Genomic DNA, 20904 nt, shown 5'->3' on the forward strand with positions numbered 1-20904 from the left:
AGGACACCGATTTAAGACGGGTGTCCTTTTTGTATAGCAATAGATTAACGAATACGTTTTTCAGTTTCAGGGTTAAAGAAGTGAACTTTGTTCATATCAAATGCAAGTTCGATGTTTTGTCCGTTTTGAATATCTGTACGAGAGTCAATACGTGCAATAACATCTTGATCGCCAATCTTTGTGTATAGTACAGTTTCTGCACCAGTTAATTCAGCTACTTCTACACTAGCTGTTACTTTTGTTTCTGGTGAAGATTCGATAAATAGCAGTTCATCATGGATATCTTCAGGACGTACCCCTAAGATAACTTCCTTGTCAATAAAGCCTTGCTCTTTTAATGTTTTTAATTTACCTAGAGGAATACGAACCGATAGATTATTTAATTTGAAGAACTCACCTTCAATACGACCATTAATGAAGTTCATTGCAGGAGATCCAATAAATCCACCTACGAACACATTCTCGGGGTTATCATATACGTCTTTCGGTGATCCTACCTGTTGAATAAATCCGTCCTTCATAATAACAATACGTGTTGCCATTGTCATAGCTTCCGTTTGGTCATGTGTTACATAAATTGTAGTTGTTTGCAGACGGTGGTGAAGCTTTGTAATTTCAGCACGCATTTGTACACGAAGTTTTGCATCTAAGTTCGATAATGGTTCATCCATTAAGAAAACTTGTGGGTCTCGAACGATAGCTCGTCCAAGTGCAACACGCTGACGTTGACCACCTGACATTGCTTTTGGTTTACGGTCGAGCATTTCTTCTAAACCAAGAATTTTAGCAGCTTCTTTTACACGACGGTCAATTTCTTCTTTTTTAAACTTTCGTAGCTTTAAACCAAAAGCCATATTATCATAAACATTCATATGAGGGTATAATGCATAGTTTTGGAATACCATTGCGATATCGCGATCTTTTGGAGCAACATCATTCACACGCTTATCTCCTATGAACAGATCACCTTTTGAGATATCTTCAAGTCCTGCAATCATTCTAAGAGTAGTTGATTTACCACAACCTGATGGACCAACAAATACGATAAATTCTTTATCTTTAATATCTAGGTTAAAGTCAGTAACTGCTGTTACATCACCATCATAAATTTTATATACGTGATTTAATTTAATATCAGCCATTTAATTTACCTCCAAGATGTTATTTCATAATATTATTGTAATACCTTACATTTGGATGAACAATTGGCAAGGTGAACAAAGAAACAAACTCCCTTTGTGCATATTGCACTTTTTAGAGAGTTTGATAAATGATAAGAGCTAGATATACCGAAACTGCTTGATCAAAATGTTTAATATCAATCCCCGTTTTTTCGATAAACTTATCAATTCGATATTGCAGAGTATTGCGATGCATAAATAATTCTTTTGCAGCTAGTGTTGTATTTAAATTGTTCTTAAAATACACCTGAATGGTCTTAATAAGCTCCTTATCAAGTTTTACTTCTTTTATTAAATGACTAGCTATCTTTTGAAGCTCCTCTATCGGTACGTGTTCAAGCATTAAATATGGGGTTGCCTGATGATAGTAAGTAACGTGCTGTGATGCAGAGTAATCTTTCATAACAGCGAAGCATTGTTCTTCCCAGTCATATTGTTGTCTTGCTACAGCTATATTTGAAAGCTTCGTTCCAATAAAAAAATAGACATTGATAAAAAAGTCAGCGGTCAAAGCCGCACTTAACTCTTCAAAATCATCTGTTTCGATAGGATCATCGTTAAAGAACTCTATAATAACTCCATTTTGGTTATTTTTCCAAATAATAGTAATTTTATGGTCAGCAAAGCTCTGTAAAAAAATATCGTTTAATTCAGAAGTGTTTTCAATCTCATGACTTGTAGAGAAGTGAATAAAACGGAAATAATCTGTGTCATATGCTGGTTCGTTTTCATCTGAATAAGTTATGTAATTTAACCATTGTTGTTCTTTTTCATTTAAGCGGATAGGATGGAGAAGAGCCTTTTCTAAAATAATATCTAGTAAAGCAATTTCTTCGCCTTTAGCAGTCGTTGTGTCGATCCCAAAGGTTTCACCTGTAGGAGCAGTGTACCACTTTATAGTTTTTGGCAATGATGGATTATAGTTTGAGTAAAAGGAAGACCCAAAACGCTGCTCAAGTTCTTTAATCATATGTTTCTCCTTTTGTATCATTATGGATTATTTTTACAGACCAAAACTAATTGGTATCCATAGTGTATTTTATCAAAAAAAGAAAGGGCGATCGCCCCTTCTATTTTATTTCGTCTTCTGGATGATGTGGCGGTTCTTCTTCAACTAGATCTCGTGCTTCTTCTATTTCGCCCGAGTTATTTCTGTAACTAACAGTGCCACCACCGAGGCCTTCGTTTATCATACGGTCAACATCCATAAAGAAATTCTCACGGTCTACATCCGCATTCTCCAATTTATCTTTCCTTTGATCATTACTCAACTACTATCCCTCCTTTGCCATTAACTTTTGGATTTTTTTCGTAGATTATTCCTCAAATCACACTTTAAGGGACAGGAAATATATTTGCTATGTGTAGGGTGTTTATTTAGGTACATTGTTGTGAAATGTTCATTATAAACGCCTCTCTGAACAAAAAAGGAATGAGCACCAATACAAGTTGACAAAGCCGTTTAAAAACAAGAAAAAGCTAACTCATCAATAGTAAAGCTTTTGAGAAATAGTCCATGTATGCACTATTCCACAAAAGAGCTTTAAACGAGAGTTAGCTTCTTTAAATTTTAATGTTCTTCATATACATGGTAAAGGAAAAGGTCATGAACTTGCATTTCTAACTGCTTTTTCTCTTCCTCTTTTGGAGGTGGTTCCGCCCAACTAATTGATCCATCTTTATAGTATACGCCAAGAAAATATTCACCCTTATAAAAGAATGAAAATTCCCATTCTTGTCGTACCAGATTATTACGAAGTTCTTTCCACTGAAAATGTGAAATCATCTTTCGGTTCTTCCTTTCTGAATGCATAATTACTATGAGGTTAACTGGATTTATTCATGTCAGTTATTAAATGAAGTATAGTTCTAGTTTGCACTTTTTGTCAGTAACGTAATTTTTTTTATTTTAACGCATTAAATATCAGAAAGCTAGGAAAAGCCGTTTAAATAACTAGTGTGAAATTAATTGAATTATAAACTGGTCTGGGGCTTCAAATGCTTTTTTACTAAGGTAAATGGCATATTCTAAAGGAAGTTCTCTAGAAACGATATCTTCTCTTTTAAGTTTTCCTTGTTCAAAAATCAACCTTCCAGGCTTTGAGTTAGCTTCAAATAACCAGATTTCTCCATTACGATCAATTCCTAAATCAAAGCCAATTTCACCAATACAGCCTTCTAATTGAAAATCAAGTGCACGACTAATTGTCAGTGAGACTTGTTTAAGTTCATCGACTCGTTTCTTTGATAGAAGTCCATCGTAAACTAGTTCATCTACAGATATTACTTCTCCTCCGCGATGGATGTGTGTCGTCACACTTTGCCAGCCAGCTTTCTTTGCTGCCATTGCAGTTATTTCCCATTGTCCGTCAATATTTTTATTCGTATGAATTCTGAAATCCATTGGTTGTTTTCCAAGCTTTAAAAGATCAATTCCTTGTTGAACAATTACATCTTCTAACCCGTTGGGATACTCATGTTGTAGAAGACGAGTAATGTTCGAATATCGTCTTAAACGTATTTGATCTTCATCGTGGAAGCGACAATAATAATAAGGCTCTTCAGGAAGTTTAATTAGTTGCTTTATTTCATCACCGTGACTTCCTTCAATAGGTTTAAGGTATAAGTGCTTATATTTGCTTAATAGTGCTTTAAGTTGTTGGGAACTTGGTTTGATTAAGCTTTCAGGTAGAAAGGATAGAACCGTGTCATTTTTAGATAATTGTTCATGAATTTCCTGCTTATTAAAGAAATTGGGATTAAAGTATGGAATAGCATATTCTGTCTCAAATTTCTTTTTTGCCGTTTGAATCATGTCTAAGTTTTCGGTGCGGCGGTTAGGGATTCGATTATAAATTACATTTGGAAACGGAACAGTTAGTAAGGTCCAACTACCATCGATTAAAAAATACCCATTAATTTCACCATTTTCCCAATCAATTAAGTGGTGACCAAAAATGAAATAAAAACCACCTATTTCTTCCTGTGATCTCAATATTTTTGTATACTGTGAAGTTCTTTGACCTAATGGGAGCTTTTTAGAAGGTGTAAAGCCCGCTGTAAAAATACCAATAAGGGGTCCGATCAATAAACACCTATTATGATAAAAAAGATGAATGGAGGTTTCAAATGGTAAATTTAACTGTCTCCATACATTGTCAGAGACTACAACGGTATGATCACACTCAGTATTTTCTGTAAGTTGACAATGTGCCGTTTTACTCCCAAACGCCAATTCAATGGAAGTATTCGGATATAGTGAATTAGATTTGAGATAAGATGCAGGTAACTGAATAATCGATTGATCATCAAACCTTCTCTGTATTTGAAAAGTTTGTTTCATTAGGAGCACTCCTTCACTCAATAATATCCTATTAAAAAAAGGTTCAATCATTTCCTTTTTCTCATTTTTTCGATATGATGGATAATAGTGTCAGTTTTTATAGGCATTTGTTGATAGCGTATTGTATGTAATTTAACGAAATTACGTGAATAGATAAGTTTAGGGGGCAAGTGGAAACGTGAAGGAAGTAGTATTAGTTTTAATCATGATCGTTATTGGAGCAACCATTGGAGGAGTGACGAACTCTTTAGCTATTAAGATGTTATTTAGACCCTATAATCCAATGTATATAGGTAAAAAAAGGGTTCCATTTACTCCAGGATTAATTCCAAAAAGAAGAGATGAGTTAGCTGAACAATTGGGTAAAATGGTCGTTAAGCATCTTCTTACACCAGAAGGTATCCAAAGGAAGTTACTTGATGAAAAGTTTACTAGTGACGTGAAGGTTTGGGCACAAGGAGAAGTAAAAGCGTTTCTAGAAAGCGAGACCACTTTGAATAACATATTGGACGAACGTTTTGGAATTGAGGATGTGAAAGGAACACTTGAGACTAGAACAGAGCAGTGGATAAGGGATCATTTTGAAAGGTTTCGAGTTGAAAATGGACATCGTCGTATTGACCAGGTCTTACCAGTGAAACTAACAAATAAATTGGATGAAATGATTCCTACTTTAACACAGTTTATATTAACTAAAGCGAAGGATTATTTTGAAAGTGAAGAAGGGAAAGACCGCTTAAGTCAAATGATTGATCGTTTCTTGATGGGTAAAGGTACTTTGGGTAATATGGTGTCAATGTTTCTAGGAAATGATCGTTTAGTTGATAAAGTACAACCCGAGGTTATTAAATTCTTAAATGACTCTAGTGCAAAGAAAATGATTGAAACGGTTATTTCGAAAGAGTGGGATAAACTAAAAGAAAAACCCCTTTCTTTTTATTTAAATAAAGTTGAAAAAGAAGAAATAATCTCACTTCTTAATAAAACAGTTATTAAGAAAGTACCTGTATATGAGTGGATTGACCAACCTTTGAACAAATGGACAACCCCATATGTTGAGATGATTGTTTCAAAATGGGTACCAAGGGGTGTTGATATTGCTAGTGGAGCGCTGGTATCTCGACTTGAAGGATTACTTCAAAAACTGAATTTAGAAGACGTTGTAAAAGAACAAGTCCAAGGGTTCGCTGTTGAACGTTTAGAAGAAATGGTCCTTTCTATTTCTAGAAGAGAGTTTAAAATGATCACCTACTTGGGGGCACTCCTTGGAGGTATGATTGGCTTTATTCAAGGAATAATCGTTCTTTTTCTTTAAAATTTGGCTAAGTGATATTATGAATATCCTGAGAACTTAAAAAAAATCGACATGAGAGATGAAATTAAACTCATATTATGGTAGAGTCGGTGAAGACTACTTTGAAGGAGGAATTATGATGGCTAATATTTACGATATAGCTCATGAACTTGGAAAAACAATTAAAGAGAGTGACGAATTTAAGTTATTAAAACAGTTACACGAGGAAATTGAGAAAGATCAAGCTGCTAACCAAATGCTTGAAAACTTCCGTAGAATGCAAATGGAGTTACAGCAAAAGCAAATGCAAGGAATGCAAATTACTGAAGAGGAAGCACAAAAAGCACAACAGCTGTTTGAGCTTGTTCAACAGCAGCCGATCATTTCGAAAATGATGGAGGCAGAACAACGTTTAAGCGTTATTATTACAGATATTAACCGTATCATTACTGAGCCGTTAGAAGAATTGTACGGAAATCCTGAACAATAAGTTTTATAGCACCCATTTAAAAAAGTTCTATTCTATCCCCCGTTTTCATAGGCTTTACTATAACGTTCGTCACGTTCGTAGTAGAAACAATGAGAAGGGGGATTTTTGTGGCTTATCGTCTATTAGCTCTAAATATTGATGGGGTTCTTTTACGTTCTAATGCTCGCCTTAGCCGCCAAACAAAAGATGCAATTGAATATGTAAAAAATAAAGGAGTATATATAACATTAGTGACCGATCGACCATTTCCAGCTGCTAAGAGGGTTGCTAAAGCTTTAAAGCTTGATACATGTCTAATAACTCATGACGGTGCATACTTAGCTTCTGAATTGGATGAACCTATATATGAAAGACGTATTCATGAAGATAAAGTTTTTCAAATAGGGGAAATTCTTGAAAATTATTCTTGTCATGTAAGGCTATTACATGAACGTTATGGGGTCGGTAATAAGCTGAAAAGCAAAAGTCAACTCATGGCCAAGATGACGATAGGGATGGGAGATCCGCTATTTTATCCAATAACATTTGTTGACTCTATTTGTGATTATATATTAGATAATCCAGTTTCCCCACCAAAAATCCAAGTTCAGTTCTTAGATAAAGATCAGCAGTTAGAAGCGATTGAAGAGATTGAAAAGCAAGTTTCTAACATAAATATTATAGAGGGTAAACAAGGACGTATTAGTATTGTTCCAGAAGGAGTTTCAAAGGTAAGAGGGTTACAACGGTTAGGACGAGATTTAGGGATTGGTCTAGATCAAATGGTAGCCATTGGTTCGTCTGAAGAAGATATTGATTTAATTACACAAGTAGGTTTAGGAGTAGCAATGGGGAACTCACCGAAGGCTGTTCAACAACAAGCAGATTGGATCACTCGTTCAAACGACATGCATGGAGTTGCTTATATGGTACGAGAAGTTTTTCGTAAGCAACTAAAAATTGAGAAGTAACCTTTATTACTTATCCTATATTAAAAAGAGACTGACATTTTAGTCAGTCTCTTTTTAACGTAAACGGATGCTTCCTCTTTTATGGACTAGCGGTGAAAGAGAATAAGTTTTCCAGCTCTTGAGAGTCGGTGAGGATACTCACTGTAATTAGTTTCCGCAAGTTTCTGCTCACCAATTTTTTTTGCTTCCTCATCATTTGCTGCTTGAATTGTTTCATTTAGCAATTGTTCACCTGTTTGATCAAATACTGTTAAATAATAATCTGCCATGGGTTATCCACCTCTAATATATTGTAAGACTTGTAATAATATTTTAAATTCAATCGCTTTCATATTCAAGGAAAACATGTTTACAAAAATCTCGATTGTTGAAACCAAACCTAATATCGCACGTATATAAAGTATTGACTAAGTTAAAGGTTTAGTAAAAAACTAGCTTTTTGTACTATGAACTAAATAAGTATTGGAGGTATAAAATGAGTTTAGTTATAAAGGATTTAACTAAAAGGTTTGGTAAAGCTACAGCGGTTAATCAGTTAAATTTAACAATAGAAAAAGGTCAAATGTTTGGTATGTTAGGAGCGAACGGTGCTGGAAAGACGACCACTTTTCGAATGATATTAAATCTATTAGAACCAACGGAAGGGACTATTTCGTGGAATAATCAAAAGATTAGCCATAATTCTAGTGGATTAATCGGCTATTTACCAGAAGAGAGAGGTTTATATCCAAAGCTTAAAGTGTCAGAACAACTAATCTATTTAGGTAGACTAAGGGGAATGGAAAAAACAGAGATTTTAAAAGAGATGAATAGGTGGTTAGAACTGTTCAAGGTTCCTGAATATAAAAATAAAAAAGTTGAAGAATTGTCAAAAGGAAATCAGCAAAAAATTCAGTTTATCGCTTCAGTCATTCATAAACCACAATTACTGATTTTAGATGAACCCTTTAGTGGTCTTGACCCTGTTAATGTTGAGTTATTAAAAGAAGCTGTAATCGATCTTAACAAGTTGGGAACAACGATTGTTTTCTCCAGTCATCGAATGGAGCATGTTGAAGAATTATGTGAACACCTAGTTATTTTACATAATGGAACACCTGTAGTCAGTGGGAATTTACGAGATGTTAAGCGGTCATTTGGTAAGATGAATATCGTTATACGGGCTGATTTTGCCCTTGATTTTCTAGAAAGTATTGAGGGTGTTCTTAAAGTTAAACAGAATAAAGAAGGAGCGTTAGTACAAATATCATCTGAAGAAACAGCACATAAACTATTTCAGTTATTAGCAACCAAAGGGTTTGTTCGTAAGTTTGAAATTGAAGACCCGTCGTTACATGATATTTTCCTTGAGAAAGTAGGTGCACATTATGAATAAGTTTTTTATCGTCTTATTACATACGTACCTTTCGAAGCTTAAGTCAAAGTCTTTTCTTATTTCAACAGCAATTACACTTGTTTTTATCCTAGGTTTTATGAATTTTGATCGAATTATTACCGTTTTTGATAAAGACGAAGACAAAGGTAGTGTTGTACTTGTATTAGACGAGACAGGTCAACTATTTGATTCATTCAAACAAACTGTCAATCAAATAAATCCAACTATAGAATTAAATGATTTTGGTGGTTCCTATGCTGAAGCAGAAACTCTAGTGATAGATGAGGAAGTAGAGGGTTTGATTGAACTAGGTATAGGAGAAACAGGTTTACCACAAGGGAGATATTTTGCACTGACTGTCGTTGAGCAAATTTTGCCTTGGCAATTAGAACAAGCACTTCAGCAAGTAAAGGAAGAGATCGTAACATCGAGCTTAAATTTAAACCCAGAGGAAGTAGCTAGTATTTATGCCCCCATTCAATTCGAACGCATAGCCATCGCAGAAACCGCAAAAACAGAAATGGAACTCAATCAAGCTAGAATTTTTGTCTATATATTATTGTTTATTATATATTTTTCGGTGCTTATGTTTGGTAATATGATTGCTACGGAAATTGCAATTGAAAAGTCTTCAAGAGTAATGGAAATTTTAATCTCAAGTTCATCACCTGTTCAACAAATGTTTGGGAAAATATTTGGGATTGCACTTCTTGGGCTAACACAATATGTACTTATTTTTTTAGTGGGTGTCCTTTCTCTTCGACAGCGTTTGGCAACTGAATCGTTTGGTCCAGAGCTAGGGGAGCTTATTGTTGGTCAAGGAATTCCGCTTCATTTGATCGGTTACGCATTTTTATTTTTCATACTCGGTTATTTCTTATATGCAACAATTTCCGCTATGCTTGGCTCTTTAGTAAGTCGTATTGAGGACGTAAACCAGATGGTTACACCTATGATTTTCTTAATTGTAGCTGCGTTCTTTATCGCCATGTTTGGATTAGCCAACCCAGAGGCTAAAATTGTTACAGTAACTTCATTTATTCCGTTTTTTGCGCCAATGATCATGTTTTTGCGAGTAGGGATGTTGTCGCTACCATTATGGGAAGTATTACTTGGGGTTGGGGTCCTCCTCGCAACGATTGTCCTTCTAGCTTGGATTGGTGCAAGGGTTTACCGCGGGGGTGTTTTAATGTACGGAAAGTCTTCATCACTAAAAGATTTCAAACGAGCATTACAGTTATCAAAAAAGGAAACAAACAAATAAACTCTGCCTCTGATGGTTATTTTGAGTTTCCTTCTTTAGATGTTATAATTTAGCAAAATAATAGAAATGAAAGGAGGCGATGAGGATGTTTGAAATAACGTTTGATATTCCTGTTATTTGGCTTTTACTCGGTGTTTCAATGGTGTACATTACGGCTGCATTATCTCACAAGGCTGTACGCTGGCAATTTCAACAAAAGAATTTTGTCCGAAGTGATGACATAGATAGCCAAGTACAAGAGGTTACTTCACCATTACTCATCGTCCCTTCGTTTTTAATCTTGAAGAGAAAGATACCAAGCTTACATGACGGAAATTCCAAAAATGACGATGAAGTAACTCCCTTCTTATTATTGAGCAAATAATCAATAATAAGGAGGATGTTCATGCAAAAGAATACTTATAAATTTATGCTTATTCTGTTATTGATAGGTTGTATGCTAATACTGACTAGTTGTGGGGCATCAACACAACCAATTACAGCAGAATCTACAGGGGTTTGGAATCATTATTTTGTGTATCCCTTGTCATGGCTAATAACTTTTGTAGCTCAATTATTTAATGGCAGTTTCGGGTTATCGATTATTTTAGTTACGATCTTCATTCGATTAGTCATTTTACCCCTTACGTTAAAACAAAACCGAAGTAGTAAAGCAATGCAAGCAATAAAACCTGAAATGGAAGAATTAAAAAGTCGGTATGACATGAAAGACCCTAAGGAGCAACAAAAATTTCAAAAGGAAATGTTAAGTATCTATCAAAAACATGGGGTAAACCCTATGGCTGGCTGCTTACCACTCTTCATTCAAATGCCGATTTTAATGGCATTCTATTTTGCGATTATAAGAACCGAAGAAATAGCAAGACACTCTTTTTTGTGGTTCAACTTAGGAAGTCCAGATCCTCTCTATATATTACCGATTGTTGCTGCTGTCACTACTTTCATACAAGGGAAAATCACGATGCGTACATTACCCGCAAACATGCAAGTTACGATATATATTATGCCTGCGATGATTTTAATGGCAGCATTAGCAATGCCATCAGCGCTGGCGCTTTATTGGGTAATTGGTAATGTATTTATGATCATACAAAGCTATTTTCTTTATGGAAGAACCAAAGATATTGAATTAAATGCATAACACAACCTTAGAGGATGACCTTTCGTAGTCATCCTCTATCTTTTTGTAACCATTAGCCCAACTTTGAATATGATGAGAGGGATTAATCATGAGGGGGGCGTAAACATGTATAACAAACAGTACATGCAATCGCTGTGTCAACAATACATGAATCAGCATGTTATGGTGCAAACAAACGATCATCAAACCTATCACGGCATTATTGAACATGTAGATAATGATCATGTATACTTAGCGGTACCAATGACTGACACGCAACATCATGGTCACGGCTTTATGAGGAATGATGAAAGGCAATGGGGATTTGGATATCCTTATGCTCCATATCCATACCCTTACCCATTTTATCCAAGCCCATTCCGTCGATTAGTGTTACCTTTAGCTGCTTTAACTGCTATTTCATTACTACCATTTGTTTGGTGAATATAGTTAGTGAACGGGGAGGCCAGACCTCCTCTTTTCTTTGGATTTTTTGAAAGAGTAAAACAATCACCAAATATACATAAGTATAGGTATGTATTAATGTGGAATTACTAGCAATAACATAGAACACACGTTCACTTTTTGTTATAATAAAACTATTAAAAGTATTACTTAGGCGGTGAAACATTGAAACAGTTACGTTTTATTCATACTGCTGATTTGCATTTGGACAGCCCTTTTAAAGGCTTAGCTCATCTCCCAGAACCCATCCTTAAGCAAATACATGAAAGTTCATTCCAGTCATTTATACGAATAGTTGATCTAGCTATAGAACAACAGGTTGATTTTGTACTCATATCTGGTGATTTGTATGATCACGATCAAAGAAGCTTAAAGGCGCAACTTTTTTTAAGAAGGGAATTTGCCCGGTTAGATAAACAAAGCATCCAAGTATATATCATTCACGGTAATCATGATCATCTAAGTGGGGACTGGGTTTCGATTAACTGGACTGAAAATGTGAAATTATTTTCAAGTGAATTAGAGTATAAGCGGTTTGTTAGCCAGGAAGGGGTTTCTGCTCACATATATGGATTTAGTTATCCAGAGCGAGAGTTATTTGATAGAAAAGTTGATTTATTCGAAAAAATTGATGGAGCAGACTTTCATATTGGTATGCTACATGGTCAAGAACAGGGGCTAACTGGTCATAATCCATATTCACCATTTCATACAAAGGAATTAGAAGAAAAAGAGTTTGATTATTGGGCATTAGGTCATATCCATCAGATGATTCAACTAAAACCAACAATTTTTTACCCGGGAAATATTCAAGGTAGACATCGAAAAGAAACGGGGGAAAAAGGCTGCTTACTTGTAGAAATAGGAGAAGAGAATAGGATTAATGTCTACTTTCACAGTACGGCTCCGTTAATTTGGGAAACGCTTGAAATTTCCATTAATGATATGCAAACCGATGAGCAATTCTTAGCATATTGTGAGCAGATTATCGAAGAAAAGCGCTCATTAAGCAGGAGCTATATGATACACCTGAACTTTATTGGAGAAGGACCAGTCAGAGAGCTATTAGAACAAAAGGATCAAGTCGAAGAATGGCTTACTTATATTAACGAAGATCAGGAATATGAAGGGGCGTTCGTTTGGATCTCTTCATATGAGAATAATACGATAAACAAATGGGATATACATCAATTACAACAACAGGAAGACTTTTTAGGTGATATTACGAGAGTAACAGCTCAATTGATTAACAGTCCACTTGATGAAGTAAAAGAAGAGTTAAAAGAACTTTTTAACCATCGAAAAGCAAGGGTGTTCTTAGAACCATTGAGTGAGGAGGAGTTTGAAAAGCTTCTGCAGGATGGATGTAGCCTGTTATTAAAAGAACTATTAAAGGAGTCGGGTTAATGAGAATTGAAAAATTACATATTTATGGATATGGAAAATTCTATGACACACAAATTAACCTCGTGTCTCCTGAGCTACAAGTAATCTATGGAGAAAATGAAAGAGGTAAATCTACAATAAAATCGTTTATTACAACGATGCTCTTCGGATTTCCAACTAAATCTCAAGTAGGCGCCCACTATGAACCGAAGCATGGTACAAAGTATGGCGGAAAAATAACTTTAGAGGTGAAGGAGTTAGGGGAAGTAACGATAGAAAGACAAAAAGGAAAGAATGGTGGGAAGGCGATTGTCTTTCTTGAAAATGGAAATGTCGGTGGAGAAGAAGTGTTACAACACCTATTGGGTGGAATGGATAAACGACTATTCACAGGTATCTTTTCATTTAGTGCAAGTGATTTACAAAAAATTGAACAATTGAAAACAGAGGAATTAAATCAATATTTGCATGGAGCTAGTATGTTAGGTAAAGGCTCACTAAATGAGCTAGAAAAACGACTAGAGAAAAACCAACAAGATTTATTTAAGCCGAGTGGAAAAAGGCCTATTCTTAATGAAAAACTATTTCAATTAGAGGACATAAAGAAAAGCCTAAAACACTCGGAAAACCAACTAACACAGTATAATGAATTATTATTACAGAGGAAAGATCTCGAAGACCAATACATAAGGGTAAATAATACAATAAACTCCTTAAAGGAAAGAATTAAACAACAGGAGAAGCTTAAGCTGATTGAACCACTGTATGCACAAGAGAAAGGGATCAGTTTACAACTCGATCAACTCCCAGTGATTACAGATTTCCCAATAGGTGCGATCGACACAGTAAAGGATAGCTTAGCAAAAGAACAGACATTAAAAGAACAATTAATTGAATTAGAAATAAACTTGAGGGAGAAGCAGCAACAAGTAGAGACAGTATCTTTTAGAACTAATTTTCAACAGGTTAAAGAACAAGCACTCATGCTACAGGAAAACTCTTATGAATATGAGAGGTTAAAAGAGGAATTAACGACTGTGGAATTGGAGCTGCGTAAAATAAACCAATTAATCACAGACCAATTGGAAAGGTTAGGTCGTGATTGGGATGCTGAAACTATTCTGCGTACAAAAACTGGTTTGACAGCAAAGGAAGAGTTAAAGCAACTAGCACAAAGAGAAAGGAAATCTCTTTATGAGAGAGAGCAGCTAGAAGTTGAATTAAAAACAAAGTCTTTACAACTTCAGCAAACAAAAGAAAAAATGAAAGACATTAAAGGTCAATGCCTTTCAAACGAAGAAAAAGAAGGCTATGAGCAAAAGTTAATTCAGGCAAAAGATTCGAGAACGATAAGGAAAGAAATTGAACAAAATATGCAATGGGTGAAGCTTCAGTCAGAGCGATCTGAAAATAAAAATGAAAACTCGAACTATTTTATCCTAATTGTGTTGCTATTACTAGGAATTGGAGGCTGGTTAGTTTACATACAACAATGGGTAATAGCTATCCTAGTCTTTGCAACAGCTATTTTCACGTTTTATATGAAGAATAATAAAAAAGAGAGTAACCTTTTCGTAAAAAAGAATATTCAAGAGTACGAAAAAAAGCTGGAGAATTTACCATCTATTCATGAGCTAGAGAGAGAAATGGAGCAGATAGAGCGTATCTTAAATGAAAATGTGGCAAAATTAAACCAATTAGAAATGTGGCAAAAGCAATTGTCACAAGAAGAAAAAGGGTATAGCTTAATTTTAGCCGCATTCGAAACGTGTGAAAATGAAATTGAGCTCATTGATAATCAATTATTGGAATGGTGTAGAACCTATCAATTTGGTCGGTATGGAAACTGTGAACATCAATTAAGTTTGTTCGACCTTAGTGTGGAAGTAAAACAAATGATAAACGATCAAAGATACTATAAAAAAAGAAAACAAGAAATTTGTCTAAGACTTGAACAAATTGAAGACGTAGTGAAGTATCTCGCCGAAGAGTTGTTAATTAAAGAAAGAGTAAGCTTGGCATTACTTACTCATAAAATAAACGAAGTCATTGAAAATGAAGAAAAAGTCAGGATACAATTTATAGAGTTAAAGGAAAGCATCAAGAAGTTAAATATTGAGATAAATGTACTTAAAAACAAAATCATGTATTTGCGAGAAGAACGTTCGACTTGGTTGAGTAAAGCTGCAGCCAAAGATGAAGAAGAATTCTTTTATTTTGCAAAAGTGGCAACTGAGAGACAAGCACTTGAAAAAGAATTGTCCTTTCTTCGTTCACAGCAAGCTCAACTAACGACTAATAACTTTACTAGAGAAGCTGTAATAGCAAAATTAGAAAAGGCAAATGTTAGTATTCTAGAAGAGTTAGAGGCCTTAAATATCCAGCTCGCTGAAAAATTAGAACAACAATCTGCACTTCAAAAGCAGATTGGACGAATGGATCATGAAATTGAACAAATAGAGGCAGGAACTAACCATTCACAGCTTCTTCAAACGTATGAATTGGAGAAAACTGAATTTCAAGCTAAAGCTATGGAGTGGGCATCTTTTAGAATGGGTGAATTGATTTTGAAAAAAGCAAAATCGATTTATGAAACAGAAAGACAACCAGTGGTTATTCAAAAAGCCAAAGAGTTATTTTCCATAATGACGAACGGGGAATATGTAAATTTATTTGCTCCAGTTTCAGAGAATACTTTTGTCGTTGAGCGATTTGATGGAGTACGCTTTTCTCCAGACGAATTAAGTCAAGGAACAGGTGAACAGTTATATTTATCTATCCGACTAGCATTAGCCCTTGCGTACCAAGCACAATCACCTATGCCGATTATTCTAGATGATATTATGGTCAATTTTGATGATGGAAGGAAGGATTGTGCTAAGAATGTAATAGAAGAAGTAGCTAAAAAGCATCAAGTTCTATTCTTTACATGTCACGAGCAAATCAAAAACCTATTTCATCAAGAAGCTACGATGGTATTGTCATAGTCATGTTTCTTTATTAAAAGGAATAGATTTGATAAAATATGATTTGTACGTGATGACACTTTTTAAAAAGTTAGTACAAGAAAATCCTGCTGAATGTATAGTAGGATTTTTTCATATCGTAACGTAACTAGAAATGAAATCGACTTCTTGAAAATCCTAGGAGGGATAAAGAGTATGAGTCAATTTATTGTACATTTAGTAGAAGATGAAGAAAACCTTTCACAAGTATTAAAGGCATACCTTGAAAAAGAAGGTTGGGTTGTAAAAACATTTGACAATGGTGACGCTGCAGTCGAAGCAATTGAAGAAAAACCACATTTATGGATTTTAGATATAATGTTACCTGGAACGGATGGTTATCAAGTTTTAAAGGCAATTAAAGAACATGGTGATACTCCTGTCATTTTTATTTCCGCTCGTGATCAAGATTTGGATCGCGTCTTAGGATTAGAGATGGGGAGTGATGATTATTTAGCAAAACCATTCTTACCACAAGAGTTAATTATTCGTGCTAAAAAATTGCTCGCTCGAGTATATGGTTCGGTGCAAACGGAACAACGAAAGCTAGAGTTAAATGATTACTTGATTGATCCTATTGGTCGAACAGTTGTTGATAAACTTGGGCCAACCGATCCCGTGGATTTAACAACAAAAGAAATGGATTTAATTTTGCTACTAACAGGTAAAGTTGGAAAAGCATTTTCACGTGAAGAGATTATCGAGCATGTATGGGGAGAAAACTATTATGGATCTGAACGGGCAGTTGATGATGTAGTAAGGCGTGTTCGTAAAAAGATGCCTCGAGTACATTTAGAAACTTTATATGGTTATGGGTATCGAGTTTTATCATCATGATCAGAGTTAATTTAACACAAAGAATTTGGCTGTCGTTTATTTCATTAATTGTTCTCGTAGGCCTTTCAATTATTATAATCTATCCAATATCATTAAAAGGGACATTAACTGAAGAAACGTACCGAATTATTGAGCAAGAACAGGCGAGATTTGCCAATCCATATAGTGAATATTTTACACCCCCACAATCGGAAGTTGATTTTATAGAACGCCGAGAAGCTGAAAGGTCGGTAGGACATTTATTTGTCATTAATCAATATGGAACACGTCGAGGTGATTCTGTGCCGCACGAAGTTCTCCAAGAAATGGGGGAAAATGCATTTGCACAGGAAGCGACTAGGGGTAGGTATGAGTTAACGTATAATGGAGCCACTTTATTTTATGTTATTACAAAAATAAAGACGACAAATGAGGAAGCCTATCAGATCTCATATATGTGGGATACGTACCGTGACCGTATGGTTAATAGACTTTGGGAAAGGCTACTTTATATTTTATTGCTAACGAGTGCATTGAGCTTATTACCAGCTATATATTTAAATCATTATTTAAGACAGCCACTCACAGTTCTAGGAAATCATTTTGAACAAATCGCTAAGAGAAATTGGCAGGAGCCGTTTATTTGGAAAGGGGATAATGATTTTCAAAAGTTATCCTATCAATTTGAACGAATGAGACAAAATTTAATGCGCTATGATCGAGCACAAAAAACTTTTATACAACATGCTTCACATGAATTAAAAACACCAATTATGGTTATAAAAAGCTATGCTCATAGTGTCAAAGACGGAATTCTGCCAAAAGAAAATATTGAAAGTACAATGGATGTAATCCTTGAAGAAGCAGATCGAATGGAACGTCGTGTAAAAGATATGTTATATTTTACAAAACTAGATTCTTTGAAAGATGAGGATCCAATACGAGAGGATATTACGTTTGGTGCGATCGCCTTTCATCTAGAAGAACGTTTCCGTATTCAGCGTGAAGACGTAACCTTTATTATTACAGGAGCAGAAATTAAGTTCAGAGGAGACAAAGAACAAATTCAAGTTTTATTAGAGAATTTTATCGAAAATGCCCTTCGATATGCCAACGAAAAAATTTATATTAAGGCAGAGAAAAGTGAGCAATCAGTGAGACTGACAGTCGAAAATGATGGTGATCCTATCCCTACCAATGATATTCATAATATTTTTACCCCGTTCCATAAAGGAAATAAAGGACAGTTTGGACTTGGGCTAGCCATTGTAAAGAGTATTGCGGAGTTACATGGTGGTTACCCTGGAGTTGAAAATAAAGAAGAAGGTGTAAGTTTCTTTGTCGTTTTACCGCAAGATGGAGAAAGTAAGAAGAAAAAGATAAAAGTAAAAAAAGAGGAATAAAGAAGGAAGGTCATCTACTAATGGAGCAATTATCAGAAGAAAGAGCAAGTAAGAAGCCACTAATTATGCTCATGTTAAATATGTTTGTAATTATGATGGGGATTGGGTTAGTCATTCCAATTCTCCCCTACTATATTGAGCAATTTGGTGCCTCAAGTATTGAACTTGGGATTCTTATTGCTATTTTTTCTTTCATGCAATTTTTATTAGCGCCATTTTGGGGAAGACTTTCGGACCGAGTAGGTAGGAAGCCATTAATTGCAATAGGAATGTTTGGATTTGCTATTGCTGAATTTATCTTTGCTTTTGCTACACAATTATGGATGCTCTTTCTATCGAGGATGCTTGCAGGAGCATTTGGTTCGGCGATAATGCCTTCAGCTATGGCATATGTTTCTGATAGTACTTCTGACAAAAAGAGAGGTCAAGGAATGGGAATGTTAGGAGCAGCCATGGCATTAGGATTTGTTTTTGGTCCTGGTATAGGAGGATGGTTGGCAGAGATTAATTTAGCAACTCCATTCCTATTTGCAGGAATTGCAGCAAGTTTAGCAGGACTTTTCTCTTTATTTTTATTACCAGAATCTCTTTCTACAGAGCAAAGATCACAAAATACAATCAAACAAAAAGAGCCAAAACAAAATCAATTTGCTGAAATGGGTAAAGCAATTAAAAGTCCGATTGGATTTTGGTTGATCCTCGTTTTTGTGATGAGTTTTGCGCTTGCCAATTTCCAAGCGATATTCGGAATATATGCACTTCATCAATTTAATTACTCACCGAGCCAAGTAGGAACTATTATGGTATTTGTGGGTATTGTCGGTGCTGTTGCTCAAGGTGTTCTAGTTGGTCGTCTAACGAGAAAGTTTGGTGATGATAAAGTCGTTCTAGCTGCCTTATTAGTAGGCGGAGTTGGGTTTATATTAATGTCCCTAGCATTTGATTTTACAACAGTTCTACTTACGACATGTTTCTTCTTTCTAGGGAACTCTATTTTGCGCCCTGCTTTAAATACGACGCTCTCGCGGTTAGCTGATGGACAGCAAGGGATGGTTATGGGTTTAAATAATTCGTTTATGAGTCTAGGGAATGTAGTGGGAGCTTTAATAGCAGGTGTACTATTTGAAGTAAATATTCAGCTTCCTTATGGTTTGGGCGCTGTTACGTTGCTTATGGCATTTATGATAACAATTTATTGGCTCCATAAGAAGAATCGAGAAGCCGTTATTTAGCTAGAGAAATCGTTACCTATTGTCAATGAACTCTATGCTATACTAAAAGTAAGAAAAATGTTGAAAGTGGTGTAATTATGAGTAAAGGAATTGTCCACTATCGAACTGGGGATTCTTTAGATAGTTACTTTTTAATAAAAACAGCAACAAAAGGAACCGCAAGTAACGGTAAGCCTTTTCTAACACTAATTCTAAGTGATAACACTGGTGAAATTGAAGCGAAGCTATGGTCATGTTCTCCTGAAGATGAAGCTACATTTATTAGTAAAGAAATTGTTCATATTATTGGTGAACTTTCTGAGTTTCGTGGAAAAAATCAATTAAAGATTAATAGTATTCGTCCCACTACAGCAATGGATAACGTAAAAGTTGCAGATTTTATTCGATCTGCACCAGTCTCTCCTGATGAAATGCTAGAAAAGATTACACAATATATTTTTGATATGAGAAATGCTAATATTCAACGGATAACGAGACATCTATTGAAAAAGCACCAGGAAGCATTTATTGAATCGCCTGCTGCAACAAAAAATCATCATGAGTTTGTTTCTGGTCTGGCCTATCATGTCGTTTCCATGTTAGATTTAGCGAAATCGATAGCTACGCTTTACCCTAGCCTAGATACGGATTTATTGTATGCGGGAATTATCTTGCATGATTTAGGTAAGGTGAGAGAATTGTCAGGACCAATTGATACCAAGTACACAGTTGAAGGAAAGCTTCTCGGTCATATTACAATCATGGTTAATGAGATAGGAGAAGCCGCAAAAGAACTAGGGATAGAAGGAGAAGAAGTACTCATTCTTCAACACCTTGTACTAAGTCATCATGGTAAAGGTGAGTGGGGAAGTCCAAAACCACCCCTTATTCGTGAAGCAGAAATTCTACACCTGATTGATAATGTCGATGCTAAGATGAATATGATGGATCGAGCATTAGAGCGAGTCCAACCTGGAGAGTTCTCTGATCGTATTCAAGCTTTAGAAAATCGTTCATTATATAAACCAACATTTCATGAAAAACCATTGGATATTTAAAATCTCATAATCTCTAAAAAAAATTCCTTTCATGCAGTAATTTTGACATACAAAAAAAAGACAAGCATAGATTAATAGAAAGAGCTGTGAAAGGAAGGGAGATTTGAATGAAAAATAAGCAAATGCAAATGATAGTCCTCGTATGTATCGGTCTTTTACTTTTTATTGTTTCAGGACTTGACTTTTCATCGATGGTTTTACTGAATGTTGACCCGTGGTGGATGTATTTTGTTATATTAGGGATATTAATTAGTGCTTATTATTTTGTAAAGCATTCGTTAGAAGATAAGAAACTTGACGATGAGTTCATTGAAAAAGAAGGACAAGTTTTTATGGAACGTATTCAAGAAGATCGAGAAAAACGTAAGCGTTACAGTGAAGAGCCATAAGTGAAATCCACTTATGGCTCTTCTTTATAATTTAGCGTTAGCAGTATGCTGCACCGACAATGATTAATAAAATGAATAAAACGACGATTAAAGTAAATCCGCCGAATGCTGGAGTAGGAGTTTGACATGTTGACATATCTATCATCCTTTCGTT

General features: G+C 35.2%; 22 protein-coding genes. 15 read left to right on the forward strand and 7 right to left on the reverse strand.

Annotated elements, in window-relative coordinates:
- Positions 1–44: 44 nt before the first annotated feature.
- The 5 genes from GKP30_RS10325 to GKP30_RS10345 form a co-directional block, all read right to left on the reverse strand.
- Complete coding sequence (locus tag GKP30_RS10325; RefSeq protein WP_216829359.1) at positions 45–1142, reverse strand: ABC transporter ATP-binding protein; 1098 nt, start codon at positions 1140–1142, stop codon at positions 45–47.
- A gap of 112 nt (positions 1143–1254) precedes the next feature.
- The gene (locus GKP30_RS10330; protein WP_216829360.1) at positions 1255–2151 is read right to left on the reverse strand and encodes a PucR family transcriptional regulator; all 897 of its coding nucleotides are present in this window, start codon (positions 2149–2151) and stop codon (positions 1255–1257) included.
- Between the two features lie 100 nt (positions 2152–2251).
- Positions 2252–2452, reverse strand: coding sequence for a hypothetical protein (locus tag GKP30_RS10335; RefSeq protein ID WP_216829361.1), 201 nt, complete (start codon positions 2450–2452; stop codon positions 2252–2254).
- Between the two features lie 299 nt (positions 2453–2751).
- The gene (locus GKP30_RS10340; protein ID WP_216829362.1) at positions 2752–2967 is read right to left on the reverse strand and encodes a DUF5342 family protein; all 216 of its coding nucleotides are present in this window, start codon (positions 2965–2967) and stop codon (positions 2752–2754) included.
- A gap of 168 nt (positions 2968–3135) precedes the next feature.
- Positions 3136–4524: a YheC/YheD family endospore coat-associated protein gene (locus GKP30_RS10345; protein ID WP_216829363.1), complete on the reverse strand. Its 1389-nt coding sequence runs from the start codon at positions 4522–4524 to the stop codon at positions 3136–3138.
- A gap of 178 nt (positions 4525–4702) precedes the next feature.
- Between GKP30_RS10345 and GKP30_RS10350 the strand changes: the two genes are divergently transcribed.
- From GKP30_RS10350 to GKP30_RS10360, 3 genes are all read left to right on the forward strand, one after another.
- On the forward strand, positions 4703–5839 hold the full coding sequence (locus GKP30_RS10350; RefSeq protein ID WP_328703140.1) for a DUF445 domain-containing protein: 1137 nt from the start codon (positions 4703–4705) through the stop codon (positions 5837–5839).
- 118 nt (positions 5840–5957) lie between these two features.
- Entirely contained in the window at positions 5958–6308 is a 351-nt protein-coding gene (locus GKP30_RS10355; RefSeq protein WP_216829364.1) for a YlbF family regulator, read from the forward strand.
- Between the two features lie 107 nt (positions 6309–6415).
- Entirely contained in the window at positions 6416–7258 is an 843-nt protein-coding gene (locus GKP30_RS10360; RefSeq protein WP_216829365.1) for an HAD family hydrolase, read from the forward strand.
- An 86-nt stretch (positions 7259–7344) separates the two neighbouring features.
- On the opposite strand, the gene GKP30_RS10365 is transcribed toward GKP30_RS10360, so the two are convergent.
- Positions 7345–7527, reverse strand: coding sequence for a YhzD family protein (locus GKP30_RS10365; RefSeq protein ID WP_216829366.1), 183 nt, complete (start codon positions 7525–7527; stop codon positions 7345–7347).
- A gap of 206 nt (positions 7528–7733) precedes the next feature.
- On the opposite strand from GKP30_RS10365, the gene GKP30_RS10370 reads away from it, so the two are divergent.
- The 12 genes from GKP30_RS10370 (at position 7734) to GKP30_RS10425 (ending at position 20750) form a co-directional block, all read left to right on the forward strand.
- Complete coding sequence (locus GKP30_RS10370; RefSeq protein ID WP_216829367.1) at positions 7734–8633, forward strand: ABC transporter ATP-binding protein; 900 nt, start codon at positions 7734–7736, stop codon at positions 8631–8633.
- Entirely contained in the window at positions 8626–9897 is a 1272-nt protein-coding gene (locus GKP30_RS10375; RefSeq protein WP_216829368.1) for an ABC transporter permease, read from the forward strand. The genes GKP30_RS10370 and GKP30_RS10375 overlap by 8 nt, the downstream gene beginning before the upstream one ends.
- A gap of 85 nt (positions 9898–9982) precedes the next feature.
- Complete coding sequence (locus GKP30_RS10380; RefSeq protein WP_216829369.1) at positions 9983–10261, forward strand: hypothetical protein; 279 nt, start codon at positions 9983–9985, stop codon at positions 10259–10261.
- Positions 10262–10282: 21 nt separating this feature from the next.
- The gene (gene yidC, locus GKP30_RS10385; protein WP_216829370.1) at positions 10283–11038 is read left to right on the forward strand and encodes a membrane protein insertase YidC; all 756 of its coding nucleotides are present in this window, start codon (positions 10283–10285) and stop codon (positions 11036–11038) included.
- 105 nt (positions 11039–11143) lie between these two features.
- On the forward strand, positions 11144–11461 hold the full coding sequence (locus GKP30_RS10390; RefSeq protein WP_236035013.1) for a hypothetical protein: 318 nt from the start codon (positions 11144–11146) through the stop codon (positions 11459–11461).
- A 186-nt stretch (positions 11462–11647) separates the two neighbouring features.
- A complete protein-coding gene (locus GKP30_RS10395; RefSeq protein ID WP_216829371.1) occupies positions 11648–12889 on the forward strand; it encodes a metallophosphoesterase family protein in 1242 nt (413 codons plus the stop codon).
- The gene (locus GKP30_RS10400; RefSeq protein ID WP_216829372.1) at positions 12889–15855 is read left to right on the forward strand and encodes an ATP-binding protein; all 2967 of its coding nucleotides are present in this window, start codon (positions 12889–12891) and stop codon (positions 15853–15855) included. Before GKP30_RS10395 ends, GKP30_RS10400 begins: the two co-directional genes overlap by 1 nt.
- 174 nt (positions 15856–16029) lie before the next feature.
- A complete protein-coding gene (locus GKP30_RS10405) occupies positions 16030–16710 on the forward strand; it encodes a response regulator transcription factor (protein WP_216829373.1) in 681 nt (226 codons plus the stop codon).
- The gene (locus GKP30_RS10410) at positions 16707–18092 is read left to right on the forward strand and encodes a sensor histidine kinase (protein ID WP_216829374.1); all 1386 of its coding nucleotides are present in this window, start codon (positions 16707–16709) and stop codon (positions 18090–18092) included. Before GKP30_RS10405 ends, GKP30_RS10410 begins: the two co-directional genes overlap by 4 nt.
- Before the next feature lie 20 nt (positions 18093–18112).
- Positions 18113–19324 (forward strand): MFS transporter, encoded by a 1212-nt coding sequence (locus tag GKP30_RS10415; protein WP_216829375.1) that lies wholly within the window; start codon positions 18113–18115, stop codon positions 19322–19324.
- A 77-nt stretch (positions 19325–19401) separates the two neighbouring features.
- A complete protein-coding gene (gene yhaM, locus GKP30_RS10420) occupies positions 19402–20361 on the forward strand; it encodes a 3'-5' exoribonuclease YhaM (RefSeq protein WP_216829376.1) in 960 nt (319 codons plus the stop codon).
- 107 nt (positions 20362–20468) lie between these two features.
- Positions 20469–20750 (forward strand): sporulation YhaL family protein, encoded by a 282-nt coding sequence (locus tag GKP30_RS10425; protein WP_216829377.1) that lies wholly within the window; start codon positions 20469–20471, stop codon positions 20748–20750.
- Positions 20751–20787: 37 nt separating this feature from the next.
- Here the strand turns inward: GKP30_RS10425 and GKP30_RS10430 are convergent, their stop codons facing one another.
- Entirely contained in the window at positions 20788–20886 is a 99-nt protein-coding gene (locus GKP30_RS10430) for a YjcZ family sporulation protein (protein WP_216829378.1), read from the reverse strand.
- Between the last annotated feature and the right edge of the window lie 18 nt (positions 20887–20904).

The sequence above is a fragment of the Alkalihalobacterium elongatum genome, from assembly GCF_019024285.1.
Taxonomy (GTDB): domain Bacteria; phylum Bacillota; class Bacilli; order Bacillales; family Bacillaceae_F; genus Alkalihalobacterium; species Alkalihalobacterium elongatum.